Below are 15,252 nucleotides of genomic sequence, written 5' to 3'. Positions count from 1 at the left end.
GGTCTCTACATCTTATTAAGACGATAAATTTAAGTGATTTGATCTGTAATAATTCTTAAATTCCTACAAAGTTCTCACAGATAATTTTTCAGATTGCAATTTATCACCCGATCTAAGGATTGGATACCGTCTTTGAACGAGATTATGTCGCTTTATATCTAAAAAGCTGATTATTACACACTTCAGCCCTTTATTCTCTCTAATTTTACTTCAGAATTGCACCATAATAGAGTCACCCCCACACTTCTCTAAAGTAGTTCCTCAAAACTACAGGTTGTCTTTCAGATTTTATTGTATTCCCCAATCAAAGGACTTTGCTCTTTTGAACTATTGCTATTGAAAAATTATAAACCATATCGAGTAAGATCGGTATAACAACTAAGATTGATAATTCTAAACATTATTGATATGATTTGGAAAACTACTATTTCATTTTTCTCGTTACTTTTAGTAATCTGCCTTGGCAGTAATAGTGTCTTAGCTCAAAGCCAGGATTTTACTACTAGTTGTACTTCTAATGACTTAAGCGTCGTTGGAGCGGAATTAACTAATTTACAGCCATGTTTCACTTGTACTGGAGACACACAATTGAATCCAACTCTTGCTGTATCTATTAATAACAAAACGAAATCAACAAGAACCTCATTCGCTTTCTGGGGAACTCTAAAAGCATACGACGTTGATGGTGTTCTTGTTTCTTTTGAGGAAATTAGTGGATGTGAAGGTCCAATTCCAGGAAACGGTGTTAAAACAATTAATTTTGATAAAATTAATTATACCTGTGGAACAACACTTGAAATTACAAATCTTTTAATTGCATGGACTTCTGCTTCTCCTAATGAGGTTTGTCCATTAGATCGTAATGATATAAAGCCAAAGTGTGGAACTGCTCAATCTATTGAAGTAGTTCCTCCACTATTTACTGTTGTTAATAGCCAGACAGATGAAACTTGCGAAAGTAGCAACGACGGAAGTATTGATATCAATACTGAAGGTGGTTCAGGGAGCTATACTTACAACTGGACAGATTTATCTGGAACCAATAATGTAAAGGACCGCCAGAATTTAGCGCCTGGAACTTATTCAGTAATTGTAACAGATTCAGAAGGGTGTAGTACAAATTTAGATGGAATCGTAGTTGCAGCAGGTCAGAACCCAGATGCTCCAGTAGTTTCTGCAACGGTTCAGCCAACTTGTGATAATGCAACTGGATCTTTTACCGTAACTACAGTAAATGGTCTTCAATATAGTATTGGTGGTGATTACCAATCAAGCGGTTCTTTTACAGATCTTGCCGCTGGAACTTATAGTGTAACTGCTAAAAATGCTGACGGTTGTATCTCACCTGCTACTTCAGTAGTAATTCAGGAGCAACCAAACACTCCGGATGCTCCAGTTGTTTCTGCTACAGTGCAACCAACTTGTGAGACTGCAACTGGATCTTTTACCGTAACTACAGTTGATGGTCTTCAATATAGTATTGGTGGTGATTACCAATCAAACGGATCTTTTACAGATCTGACCGCTGGAACTTATAGTGTAACTGCTAAAAATGCTGACGGTTGTATCTCACCTGCTACTTCGGTAGTAATTCAGGATCAACCAAACACTCCGGATGCTCCAGTTGTTTCTGCTACAGTGCAACCAACTTGTGAAACTGCAACTGGATCTTTTACCGTAACTACAGAAAATGATCTTCAATATAGTATTGGTGGTGATTACCAGGAAATCGGATCTTTTACAGGTCTTGCCGCTGGAACATATAATGTAACTGCTAAAAATGCTGATGGATGTATTTCACCAGCTACTTCAATAGTAATTCAGGAGCAACCAAACACTCCGGATGCTCCAGTTGTTTCTGCTACAGTGCAACCAACTTGTGAAACTGCAACTGGATCTTTTACCGTAACTACAGTAAGTGGTCTTCAATATAGTATTGGTGGTGATTACCAATCAAGCGGTTCTTTTACAGATCTTGCCGCTGGAACTTATAGTGTAACTGCTAAAAATGCTGACGGTTGTATCTCACCTGCTACTTCGGTAGTAATTCAGGAGCAACCAAACACTCCGGATGCTCCAGTTGTTTCTGCTACAGTGCAACCAACTTGTGAGACTGCAACTGGATCTTTTACCGTAACTACTGTTGATGGTCTTCAATATAGTATTGGTGGTGATTACCAATCAAGCGGATCTTTTACAGCTCTTGCCGCTGGAACTTATAATGTAACTGCTAAAAATGCTGACGGTTGTATCTCACCTGCTACTTCGGTAGTAATTCAGGAGCAACCAAACACTCCAGCTGCTCCAGTTATTTCTGCTACAGTGCAACCAACTTGTGAGACTGCAACTGGATCTTTTACCGTAACTACTGTTGATGGTCTTCAATATAGTATTGGTGGTGATTACCAATCAAGCGGTTCTTTTACAGATCTTGCCGCTGGAACTTATAATGTAACTGCTAAAAATGCTGACGGTTGTATCTCACCTGCTACTTCAGTAGTAATTCAGGAGCAACCAAACACTCCGGATGCTCCAGTTGTTTCTGCTACAGTGCAACCAACTTGTGAGACTGCAACTGGATCTTTTACCGTAACTACAGTTGATGGTCTTCAATATAGTATTGGTGGTGATTACCAATCAAGCGGTTCTTTTACAGATCTTGCCGCTGGAACTTATAATGTAACTGCTAAAAATGCTGACGGTTGTATCTCACCTGCTACTTCAGTAGTAATTCAGGAGCAACCAAACACTCCGGATGCTCCAGTTGTTTCTGCTACAGTGCAACCAACTTGTGAGACTGCAACTGGATCTTTTACCGTAACTACAGTTGATGGTCTTCAATATAGTATTGGTGGTGATTACCAATCAAGCGGATCTTTTACAGCTCTTGCCGCTGGAACTTATAATGTAACTGCTAAAAATGCTGACGGTTGTATCTCACCTGCTACTTCGGTAGTAATTCAGGAGCAACCAAACACTCCGGATGCTCCAGTTGTTTCTGCTACAGTGCAACCAACTTGTGAAACTGCAACTGGATCTTTTACCGTAACTACAGTAAGTGGTCTTCAATATAGTATTGGCGGTGATTACCAAACAAGCGGTTCTTTTACAGATCTTGCCGCTGGAACTTATAGTTTAACTTCCAAAAATGCGGACGGTTGTATTTCACCAGCTACCTCAGTAGTAATTCAGGAGCAACCAAACACTCCGGATGCTCCAGTAGTTTCTGCAACGGTTCAGCCAACTTGTGATAATGCAACTGGATCTTTTACCGTAACTACTACTCAAGGATTTACTTATAGTATCAATGGAACTGATTACCAGGAAAGTGGATATTTTACAGCTCTTGCCGCTGGAACTTATAGTGTAACTGCCAAAAATGCTGACGGATGTATTTCACCTGCTACCTCAGTAGTAATTAAGGATCAGCCAGTCGGCGCAACCGCAAACACCGATTCAGCTTCTACTGATGAAGACAATTCAGTAGATATTGATGTTCTTTCTAATGACCTTAATCCAGAAGATGGAGAATTAGACATCGTTTCTTTCACTCAGGCGTCAAATGGTACTGTAACCCAAAATCAAGATAATACGTTTTCTTATTATCCGAATGATAACTTTAATGGAACCGATACTTTCGAATATACAATAACGAATGGAAATTGTGGAACTGATACCGCTACGGTAACAGTAACAGTTGATGCAGAAAATGATGCTCCTATCGCTGTAGATGATACTGCTTCGACTTCTGAAGATACTCCAGTTGAGATCACTGTTCTTAATAACGATTCTGATCCTGACGGTGATGAGCTTACAGTAACAATCTCTGAGGCTCAGGAACCTGCCAATGGAACCGTAACTATCGATGAGAATGGCGTGGTAACATATACTCCGAATGAAAACTTCAACGGAACTGATTCTTTCGATTACACTATTTCCGATGGTAACGGTGGAACTGATACCGCTACGGTAACAGTAACAGTTGGTGCAGAAAATGATGCTCCTATCGCTGTAGACGATTCAGCTTCAACAACCGAAGATACTCCAGTCGAGATCACTGTTCTTAATAACGATTCTGATCCTGATGATGGTGATGAGCTTACGGTAACAATTTCTGAAGCTCAGGAATCTGCCAATGGAACGGTAACTATCGATGAGAATGGTGTGGTAACTTATACTCCGAATGAAAACTTCAACGGAACAGATTCTTTCGATTACACTATTTCTGACGGTAACGGTGGAACTGATACCGCTACGGTAACAGTAACAGTTGGTGCAGAAAATGATGCTCCTATCGCTGTAGATGATTCAGCTTCAACAACCGAAGATACTCCAGTCGAGATCAATGTTCTCAATAACGATTCTGATCCTGATGGTGATGAGCTTACGGTAACAATTTCTGAAGCTAAGGAACCTGCCAATGGAACGGTAACTATCGATGAGAATGGCGTGGTAACTTATACTCCGAATGAAAATTTCAACGGAACGGATTCTTTCGACTACATTATTTCTGACGGTAACGGTGGAACTGATACTGCTACTGTAACAGTAACTGTAGGTGCTGAAAACGATGCTCCTATCGCTGTAGATGATGCTGTTGAGACAGACGAAGACAACACAGTAATTATTTCTGTACTTGATAACGACTCAGATCCGGATGGTGATGAGCTTACAATTGTATCTACTACAACTCCTGAAAACGGAACGGTTGTGATCAACAATGACGGTACTATTACTTATATACCTAATGAGAACTTCAACGGAACCGATTCTTTCGATTATACGATTAGAGACGAAGATGGTTTAACTGATACTGCTACGGTAACAATTACAGTAAATCCAGTTAATGATGATCCAATTGCCGTAAATGATGCTGCAATTACAGATCAGGATAATGCTGTAACCGTTTCAGTTCTGGATAATGATTCGGACATTGACGGTGGTGATCTTGTGGTTACTGAAACTACAACTCCAGAGAATGGAGAGGTTGTGATTAATACTAATGGAACAGTAACATACACTCCTAAAGATAGCTTCACGGGTGTAGATACTTTCGAATACAGTATTTCTGATGGGAACGGTGGAACAGATACTGCGACGGTAACGATCACGGTAAATGATACTGAAGGACCAGAAATTACCTGTCCAGAAAATATAGATCTTAACAACGATCCTGGTGTTTGTGGAGCTGTTGTAGACTTTACAATTCCGGAATTTACCGACAATGCTGAAGGTGCAACTATACTTCAAACTAGCGGTCCTGCTTCAGGGGAAACATTTCCTGTAGGAAATACGACGGTAAGCTTTACTGCTACCGATGCCGCGGGAAACACAAGCTTCTGTAGCTTTGATGTGATCGTAACAGATTCTGAAGCACCTGTAGCAGAAGAAATGGATGACATCACCGTTAACAACGATGCTGGAGTATGTGGTGCTATTGTAGACTTCGGAATGATTGGAGCAACTGATAATTGTGAACTGGAATCTATTGAAGTGACCGAAGGTCTTACTTCCGGATCTCAATTCCCAGTTGGTACTACCACCGTAACTTATACTGTAACCGATATTTCTGGAAATACAACTACCGAAAGCTTTACGGTAACCGTAAATGATAACGAGGCACCTGAAATAAGCTGTCCTGCGGATATCACTATTGATACTGAAACTGGCGTTTCTTATGCAATAGTAGATTTTGAAAACGCAACTGCAACTGATAATTGCGAGGTGACTGTAGAACAAACTGGCGGACCGGTTTCCGGATCTCAATTCGAGATTGGAACTACCACCATAACCTTTACAGCTACCGATGCTGCTGGAAATACTTCAGAATGTAGCTTTACTGTAACAGTTGAAGACAACGAAGATCCAACGATCGTTTGCCCTGAAACTATAAATCAGCAAAATGATCCAGGTATATGCGGCGCAGCTATTAGCTTCACGCTTCCTGAAATAGCTGATAATTCTAGTGATGTAAGCTTAGAGCAAACTAGCGGTCCTGCTTCAGGGGAAACATTTCCTGTAGGAACTACGACGGTAAGCTTTACTGCTACCGATGCCGCTGGAAACACAAGCTTCTGTAGCTTTGATGTGATCGTAACAGATTCTGAAGCTCCTGTAGTAGAAGAAATGGAGGACATTACAGTTAATAACGATACTGGAGTATGTGGCGCCGTTGTAGACTTTGGAATAATTGGAGCAACTGATAATTGCGAACTGGAATCTGTAGAAGTTACCGAAGGTCTTACTTCAGGATCTGAATTCCCTGTTGGAACTACCACCGTAACTTATACTGTAACCGATGTTGCTGGTAATACAACGACAGAAAGCTTTACAGTAACTGTAACTGACAACGAGGCACCTGAAATAAGCTGTCCTGCGAATATCACTATCGATACTGAAACTGGCGTTTCTTATGCAGTAGTAGATTTTGACGATGCAACTGCAACCGATAATTGCGAGGTGACTGTAGAACAAACTGGCGGACCGGTTTCCGGATCTCAATTCGAGATTGGAACTACCACCATAACCTTTACAGCGACTGATGCTGCTGGAAATACTTCAGAATGTAGCTTTACTGTAACAGTCGAAGACAACGAAGATCCAACGATCGTTTGCCCTGAAACTATAAATCAGCAAAATGATCCAGGTATATGCGGCGCAGCTATAAGCTTCACGCTTCCTGAAATAGCTGATAATTCTGGTGATGTAAGCTTAGAGCAAACTAGCGGTCCTGCTTCAGGGGAAACATTTCCTGTAGGAAATACGACGGTAAGCTTTACTGCTACCGATGCCGCTGGAAACACAAGCTTCTGCAGCTTTGATGTGATCGTAACAGATTCTGAAGCACCTGTAGCAGAAGAAATGGATGACATCACAGTTAACAACGATGCTGGAGTATGTGGTGCTATTGTAAACTTCGGAATGATTGGAGCAACTGACAATTGTGAACTGGAATCTATTGAAGTGACCGAAGGTCTTACTTCCGGATCTCAATTCCCAGTTGGTACTACCACCGTAACTTATACTGTAACCGATATTTCTGGAAATACCACTACCGAAAGCTTTACGGTAACCGTAAATGATAACGAGGCACCTGAAATAAGCTGTCCTGCGAATATCTCTATCGATACTGAAACTGGCGTTTCTTATGCAATAGTAGATTTTGAAAACGCAACTGCAACCGATAATTGCGAGGTGACTGTAGAACAAACTGGCGGACCGGTTTCCGGATCTCAATTCGAGATTGGAACTACCACCATAACCTTTACAGCTACCGATGCTGCTGGAAATACTTCAGAATGTAGCTTTACTGTAACAGTTGAAGACAACGAAGATCCAACGATCGTTTGCCAGGATGATATCCAAATAAGCAATGATGAGGATATTTGTGGTGCTGTTGTTGAATTTGAAACACCTCAGGTATCTGATAATTCTGGAGAATTTACAGTATCTCAAACTGCTGGTCTGGCTACTGGAGAGACTTTCCCAGTAGGAACGACCACTGTAACATTCACTGTTACCGATGCTGCAGGAAATACTTCTGAATGTTCATTCGATATTGTTGTAACCGATGATCAATCACCGGAACTGGAACCCTTAGAGAACATAACCGTTAGTAATGATACCGGAATATGTGGCGCTGTTGTGTCCTATGAAGCTCCTACTGCTACAGATAATTGCGAATTAGCCGAAGTTACTTTGACCGAAGGCATGGACTCTGGAAGTGAATTCCCGGTTGGAACTACAACCGTGACTTACACAGCGACCGATAACAACGGAAATACTTCAACTTCTACTTTCACTGTAACGGTTGTAGATAATGAAGCTCCTGTTGTTGAGTGTCCTGAGAATATCACAGTGACTGTTGGCTTCGGAATAGAAAGCAGTATTGTGGAATATAGTATGGCTGAAACGACCGATAACTGTTCTGGAGAGACCATCACTATGACTAATGGTATCGCTTCCGGTGAAGAGTTTCCTTTAGGTGTAACCACGATCACTTTTGAAGTAACTGATGCTTCAGGAAATACTTCAGAATGTAGCTTTACAGTGACCGTTGAAGAAGAACCTGCTGCAGCTCCACCGGCTGCTCCTGAAGTAGATGTGCTTCAACCGAGCTGTTCAGAACCAACAGGAACGATCACCGTAGACGTTCAAAATGGATTAACTTATAGCATAGATGGTGAAACCTATCAGGCGACCGGGATATTTACAAACTTGAGTCCGGGTACTTATGATGTTGTTGCTCAGGATGAGTTTGGTCAATTATCTGATCTTACTACGATCGTGCTGGCAGAACCAGTTGCTGAAGATATTGTATTAATCGATAATGGAGTGGTTGATCTTTGTATCGATGATTCAGCTTTCAATCTTTTCGATCTAATTGCAGATAATGAAGATGTTGGAAACTGGATAGATACAGATAACACCGGAGCACTTGAAAACGGATTTGTAACTCCAGGCTCTTTGGAACTTGGAACATATACTTTCGAATTGCAAATCGAAGGGATTTGTCCGCAAAGTACATTCGTAACCGTAATGATCAACGATGACTGTGTAGTTTTAGACTGTAGTGTTGAAGATGTAAGAGATAGCATATCTAAAGCAGTAACTCCAAATGGTGATAACATCAACGATTTCTTTACCATAGATACAGACATTGCATGTGGATTCACATATGATCTTAAGATATTTAATAGATGGGGTGCTAAAGTATTCGATGCTAAAAACTACCAGAATAACTGGGATGGATACTCAGACTCGTCATTCACAAGCTCAAATCAATTGCCATCAGGAACATACTTCTATGTTCTGGAAATAAGAGAAGGTAACTTCGAACCAATTCAAGGTTATATTTACTTAGGAACTAAATAAAAAAGGGAAACCATGAAAAAAGTTTATCTAATTATATTAATGCTATTTGTTGCGGCCCCAGGATTTTCGCAGCAGCTCCCTCAGTTTACTCAATACATGTATAACACGGTTTCTATCAACCCTGCTTATGCAGGTAGTAGAGATGGGTTCTCGATTACTGCACTTAACCGAAACCAATGGGTTGGTGTAGATGGAGCACCGGTAACGCAAACGCTCTCTATTAACTCGCCGTTGCGAAATGACAAGATCGGTTTAGGATTATCGGTTATCAATGATAAGATTGGTGATGAAAATACCACTTTTGTTTATGGTGACTTCTCTTATAGGGTAGACCTAAGTGCAGATGTGTCCTTAAGACTGGGACTTAAGGCTGGAGCGTATTACTATGGTCTGGATGATCCTACTATTGGAACAGATCCATTTTTTGCAGATGACTTCAATAGATGGACACCAAACTTTGGAGCGGGTGCATATCTTTCAGCACAGAACTGGTATGTTGGTTTATCTGCTCCAAAACTGATCAATAAGGATAACAATGAACTTGACGAGTTTCGTGCACTCGAACAAGTGCATTATTACTTAACAGCTGGTTATGTGTTTGATCTAAGCGATAACCTGAAACTACGTCCTTCCACTCTGGTGAAGGCCACTCAGGGAGCACCGCTTTCAGTAGACATGACCGCTACGGCTATATTAAATGAGAAGTTTTACCTGGGAGCAAATTATAGAATAGATGATGCCATTGGTGCTTTTCTGGATGTGCAGTTGTTTCCAGGCTTCAGAGCAGGTTATGCGTATGAATATTCAATTTCAGATATTCAGCCATATACTTCAGGATCTCATGAATTCATTCTTATTTACGAATTCAGATTTGAAAATACCAGATACAAATCTCCACGTTTCTTCTAACCAAAGTCTATAGATTATGAAAAACTACTACATATTTTTCCTTTCTATCTTTATCTGTTCCCTTGGGATGCAGGCTCAAAGTGGGAAACAAAAAAAAGCAGACAGGCTATACAAAGACTTCGCTTATCTTAAAGCTACTGAAGTTTACAAGGATCTAATTGAAGATGATTATAACGTCACTTATAATTCAAATCGTTTGGGTGATGCATATATGATGCTAAGAAGTCCTGAAAATGCAGTATTTTATTACGGAGATGTTATTGAAGACACGACTATATCTCCAGAATATTACTATAAGTATGCACAGGCTCTTCGCGGAGTTAAGCGATATGATGAGTCCAGAACTTTCTTAAAACGATACCTGGAAACAGGAAGAGATTCTGATGGAATACAAACCATGCTGAATAAGGATGAATATAAAAGCATGGCGACTTATAAACTTCAGCCAGCAGATTTCAATTCTGAAGTTAGTGATTTTGGAGTATTCGAGATGGATGGAACTGTCTATTTTGTTTCCGCCAGAGCTCAGGATGTAGACGTAAAAGAGAAAACGTATAGCTGGAATGGGGAACCATTTCTGGATATTTATGTGATGGATTCAGAAACAGGGAACATTATGCCTATTCAGGGTGATATTAATACCAAACTTCACGATGGTCCAGCAGTAGTTTCTCCAGATGGCAGTACTATATATTTTACCAGAAATAATTACTTCAGAAATAAGGAAGGAAAAAGAGATAAGGATAAAACGAATCACTTAAAATTGTATTCAGCTACCAGCACCAATGGTACATGGATGGACGTAAAGGAATTACCTTTTAATAGCAATGAATATTCCATTGGTCACCCTTCCTTGTCTAGAGATGGCAAAACACTTTATTTTACTTCAGATATGCCCAATGGAAATGGAGGAACAGATATCTATAAAGTAGCGATCAATGAAGACAACACATATGGCTCTGTAGAAAATCTTGGAGCGCCCGTAAATACAGAATTTGATGAGACCTTTCCGTTTATGGATACTGATGGTACTCTTTACTTCTCTTCTAATGGACATGCCGGCTTAGGTTTATTCGATATCTTCAGATTAGAAGAAGGAAGTGAAACTGTAGAGAATCTTGGAGAGACCATTAATAGTAGTCTTGATGACTTCGCTTATTTCCAGGTGGAAGATTCTAAAGAAGGTTATATTTCAAGTAACCGGGAAGGAGATAATGATAATATTTTCGTTTTTAACAAGATGAATCCTTTAGTGGTTGCAGGAACAGTATCTGATGCTATAAATGGAAATCCAATAAGTTCTGCAACAGTTAGGATCATGGATGAAAATGGTGAGGAACTTGCATTTCTTGAAACAAATGAAGAAGGTTATTACGAGACTGAAATTGACCGAAATCTAGAGTTTCCAGTTGAAGCAAAAGAGATTAGATACGAAACTTTTAAAGGAATTATAGATACCAGAGAGAGTGATGAAATTAATACTCTGAAATATGATATTCAGCTAAACCCAGTTAAGGACGTTGAATATCTGGCTGAAATTGACAATATATATTTTGACTTCGACAAATCGAATATAAGGCCAGATGCAGCACAAGAGCTGGATAAACTTGTAGCCTTAATGAAGGATGAGTATCCAGAACTCGTAATAGCAATTGGTTCTCATACAGACCGTAGAGGAACAGATGCGTATAACGAAAAACTGGCCGAACGTAGAGCTAAATCAACCTTCGACTACCTGGTTGCTAATGGCATAGCTGAAGATAGAATTCAGGAATACAAAGGCTATGGTGAGAATAAACCGGCCATAGATTGCGACAGATGTTCAGAAAAAGATCATCAACTAAACAGACGATCTATGTTTAGTGTTGTTGAAATGAAAGAATCTAAATAAGATATTTTAAGACCCTACCAGAATCGAAGCTGGGGTATCGACAAAAGTTGATATGATAAATAAATCGACCCCAACAAATCGATTTGAAAAGAAAAAGGTTCAGCCTCTAGCCTGAACCTTTTTCGATTTTAGAGATTACAACTAGAAACTTTCAGATAAAAAATTCAATCATAGAAGGTATTCAATGCTTGTTAAGCTTATCCCCTTCTTTATCAAGTCCCTTTTAAATCACTATTTTTACTCTCCTAAGTGTTATCTCATCCTACTCATAAATCATTTTTGATATCTAAAAATCTAAAATTAAACTGGATCTCATCATTGCTCGTATATATTAATGAACAAAAATGGCACAATTAGTGAGTTTTACACGTTGTACCACTATAAGAATGAAACACATGAGTATAAAAAGTAAAATAGTGATCTTTCTTTTCAGTTTTGGAATTCTTTCTTCCTGTGAGAAAGAAGAAACACCTACCGAAAGAAATCCCAATCTTCCTGAAAATGTTATCGATGAGAATGAAGATCCGGTTGATGAAGCTATAGAGGTAGAAAGCTTTGTCTATAATGGTCTAAACGAGATCTATTTATATAAAGAGAATGTTCCGGAACTAGCAGATAATTATTTCTCAACCACAACGGAAAAAACAGAATTTCTTGCAGAAGCGTCTTCACCAGAATCTCTCTTCGATGATCTAACTGCAGATTTTGACAGATTCAGCTTCATAACTGATGATTATAATGAACTTGAGGAAAGATTTGAAGGAATGAGTGGAGCTACTGGTATCCAGTATGGTATTGGGCAGATCTCTAATTCAGATTTTGTTTTTGGTTTTATACGATATGTTTTACCCGGAACATCTGCAGATGAAGCAGGTTTGACCCGTGGTACTGTATTTACTGAAATTGATGGTCAGCAATTGACCTCTTCAAATTTTATAGAACTTATAAGTCAGGATAGTTTTAGCATTAACGTTGCTTACGTCCAGGAGAACCAAATCATTGTCACAGATCAGGTTGTGAATCTAACTGATGATGCATATACCGAAAACCCGGTATATATTGCTAAAACGTTGAATATAGATGGTAGAAAAATTGGCTACCTGATGTACAATAGCTTTACGGCAAGCTTCGATGATGATCTCAATGCAGTATTCGCTGAATTTCAGGCCAACGGCGTTACAGACTTGGTGGTAGATCTAAGATACAATGGTGGAGGTTCTGTGCAATCTGCCGTTGACCTGGCCAGCATGATCACCGGACAGTTCGAAGGAGAGATCTTTATGCAGGAGCAGTGGAATGATAAATATCAAACCTACTATGAAGCTCAGAATCCTGAAGCTTTACTAAATAGATTTGATGGAAATGTTAGAAGCGGTTCATCGATAAACAGCTTGAACTTATCTGAAGTTTATGTACTAACATCAAGGTCCAGTGCATCTGCCAGCGAACTTATCATCAATGGCCTTGATCCATATATTACCGTAAACCAGATCGGAGATCGTACGGCAGGAAAATTCCAGGCTTCAGTGACCCTTTATGATAGTGATGACTACACTAGAGAAGGTGCCAGTGAAAACCATACTTATGCTATGCAGCCACTGGTATTCAAATCGATTAATGTGGATGGTAATTCAGATTACATCAATGGGTTACAACCGGATGTAGAGTATATTGAGGATCTGAATAATCTTGGAGTTCTTGGCGAACCTTCAGAACCTCTTCTGGAAATTGCCATCAATAGCATTCTGGGACGAACCAGCATTTCTAAGACAAAAGTAAACAGAATGGAAATTAAGCTTCTTGGCGAAAGCGGGATGAATAATGCCGACTTTCAGAAGATGTATATTGATCGTATCCCAGCCGTAATTCAGTAATGCATCATTGATTTATAGATGCTAAAATTTAATTGAGAAATAAAAAAAGGGAACAGCCTCTAGCCTGTTCCCTTTTAGATTTGGGGGGTATATATTGTACTATTTTTTTACAAATATGTTCGTGAAATAATTTTTCCCTTCCGCATCCTGTCTAACAGATATTCCAAAATGAGTATAATTTCCTTCAATATTATCCTTATGTCCTCTACTCTTTAGCCATGCATTAATCACTGCTTCAGAAGTTCTATATCCATAACCTACATTTTCTCCTACCTTACTCGCCCCTACTGCATTCATTAAATAGGAAGCTCTATCAGAAAAATTATCATGGCTAACCGCACCTGCATCTATCATGTAGTAATTATGATCTTCAGATTCAATTGAACCTTCAGCAAGTGGCTGTAATTCACTCAACCCATTAGCTTTTCTATAAATATTAAGATCTTCTAAAATCTCAACTTCCAGTGCACTATATTCATAAGAAGCACGACTGGTTACAGTTTGATCATACCCGGTTACATCATCTTCAGAATTATCCTTGGAACAAGATGTAAGAAATAGAGTACATAAAATCAAGATTATCCCGTGTGAATAAAATTTTGTCATAATAGAGGTTCATTTAGATTGGGATGATAAATGTACATATTATATCGATGAAAAACATCTACTGCTATAATTTCCAGTAATTATATGTAAAATTTAACATAAACTGTAGGAATATACGTCTAATTATCTGGATGTATGTCGATTAAAGACGTGTTTCGAAAAATAGTGGAGAGTTATTCAACGGTTATTTCTTGTCCGTCGTCGCCCAAAATCACGTTTGGAAAAACAGTGATAGCTTCCTCCTTAAATTTATTAATATCTCCATAGCGAGTAGAATAGTGTCCAAGAACAAGCTTTCCTACCCGGGCAAGTTTAGCAATTTTAGCGGCTTGTTTTGCAGTGCTATGCTTTGTAGGAACTGCGAGCGCCGCTTCGCTTTCTAGAAATGTTGATTCATGATAAAGAGCAGACACTTCCTGGATTAATGGAACTATTTCAGGATCATACACTGTATCACTGCAAAAAGCATAGGATAAAGGTGCAGCCGGATCTTCAGTGACCAAATCATTTTTTATAAGGATGCCATCTTCCGAAGTGACATCCTTGCCCTTTTTTAAACTTTTAAATAGCGTATAATGAATGTTTTTTTGCTGGGCTTCATCTAATAATAGCTTTCGATCACCTAGCTTTTCTTGAAATAAGAATCCATTGGTATAGACTCTATGTTTCAAAGGAATTGTACTTACGGTAACTTCTTCATCTTCCAAAACAACCTCTGAATGCTTAGAGCTTAGTTCATGAAAGATTAATGGGTATTTAGTCCATGCACCACTTAGTTGAAGTTGTACGGTAATAAATTTCTTAATGCCTTTGGGTCCATGAATGTGAAGTTCTGTTTCCCGGTTCAGTAAAGAAAATGTAGAGACAAGTCCTACTAGCCCAAAGACGTGATCACCGTGAAGATGGGAGATAAATACATGTTTGATCCTGGAGAACTTAATTTTATTCTTACGCAAAGCTACCTGAGTACCTTCCCCACAGTCAATTAGAAAAAGATGGCTTTTAATCTCAAGTACTTGGGAGGTTGGATTAGTGAAACTTCTGGGAGTAGCGGCATAACAGCCAAGGATCGTTATTTTTAACTGGCTGTTACCCATT

The 15,252-nt window shown here is 39.2% G+C and carries 6 protein-coding genes; 4 read left to right on the top strand and 2 right to left on the bottom strand.

Annotation, left to right across the window (positions count from 1 at the left end; genetic code table 11):
• Positions 1 to 408: 408 nt before the first annotated feature.
• The 4 genes from T8I65_RS06990 (at position 409) to T8I65_RS06975 (ending at position 13,548) form a co-directional block, all read left to right on the top strand.
• Positions 409 to 8,874, top strand: a complete 8,466-nt coding sequence (locus T8I65_RS06990) for an HYR domain-containing protein (protein WP_322302674.1) — start codon at positions 409 to 411, stop codon at positions 8,872 to 8,874.
• A gap of 12 nt (positions 8,875 to 8,886) precedes the next feature.
• Entirely contained in the window at positions 8,887 to 9,783 is an 897-nt protein-coding gene (locus T8I65_RS06985; protein WP_322302673.1) for a type IX secretion system membrane protein PorP/SprF, read from the top strand.
• A gap of 16 nt (positions 9,784 to 9,799) precedes the next feature.
• Complete coding sequence (locus tag T8I65_RS06980; RefSeq protein ID WP_322302672.1) at positions 9,800 to 11,674, top strand: OmpA family protein; 1,875 nt, start codon at positions 9,800 to 9,802, stop codon at positions 11,672 to 11,674.
• 395 nt (positions 11,675 to 12,069) lie between these two features.
• Positions 12,070 to 13,548, top strand: a complete 1,479-nt coding sequence (locus T8I65_RS06975; RefSeq protein WP_322302671.1) for a S41 family peptidase — start codon at positions 12,070 to 12,072, stop codon at positions 13,546 to 13,548.
• A 99-nt stretch (positions 13,549 to 13,647) separates the two neighbouring features.
• Here T8I65_RS06975 and T8I65_RS06970 read toward each other — a convergent pair whose 3' ends face one another.
• Both T8I65_RS06970 and T8I65_RS06965 read right to left on the bottom strand, forming a co-directional pair.
• Entirely contained in the window at positions 13,648 to 14,154 is a 507-nt protein-coding gene (locus T8I65_RS06970) for a CAP domain-containing protein (protein WP_322302670.1), read from the bottom strand.
• 173 nt (positions 14,155 to 14,327) lie between these two features.
• On the bottom strand, positions 14,328 to 15,251 hold the full coding sequence (locus tag T8I65_RS06965) for a ribonuclease Z (protein WP_322302669.1): 924 nt from the start codon (positions 15,249 to 15,251) through the stop codon (positions 14,328 to 14,330).
• Between the last annotated feature and the right edge of the window lies 1 nt (position 15,252).

The organism is Christiangramia sp. OXR-203 (assembly GCF_034372165.1).
Lineage (GTDB): Bacteria > Bacteroidota > Bacteroidia > Flavobacteriales > Flavobacteriaceae > Christiangramia.
This window is presented reverse-complemented; position numbering and strand designations above follow the sequence as displayed.

Bases quoted from the DNA above. Each gene is read 5' to 3' on its own strand.
- T8I65_RS06965 (WP_322302669.1), bottom strand. From the start codon at position 15,251: ATGGGTAACAGCCAGTTAAAAATAACGATCCTTGGCTGTTATGCCGCT.
- T8I65_RS06980 (WP_322302672.1), top strand. From the start codon at position 9,800: ATGAAAAACTACTACATATTTTTCCTTTCTATCTTTATCTGTTCCCTT.
- T8I65_RS06990 (WP_322302674.1), top strand. From the start codon at position 409: ATGATTTGGAAAACTACTATTTCATTTTTCTCGTTACTTTTAGTAATC.
- T8I65_RS06975 (WP_322302671.1), top strand. From the start codon at position 12,070: ATGAGTATAAAAAGTAAAATAGTGATCTTTCTTTTCAGTTTTGGAATT.
- T8I65_RS06970 (WP_322302670.1), bottom strand. From the start codon at position 14,154: ATGACAAAATTTTATTCACACGGGATAATCTTGATTTTATGTACTCTA.
- T8I65_RS06985 (WP_322302673.1), top strand. From the start codon at position 8,887: ATGAAAAAAGTTTATCTAATTATATTAATGCTATTTGTTGCGGCCCCA.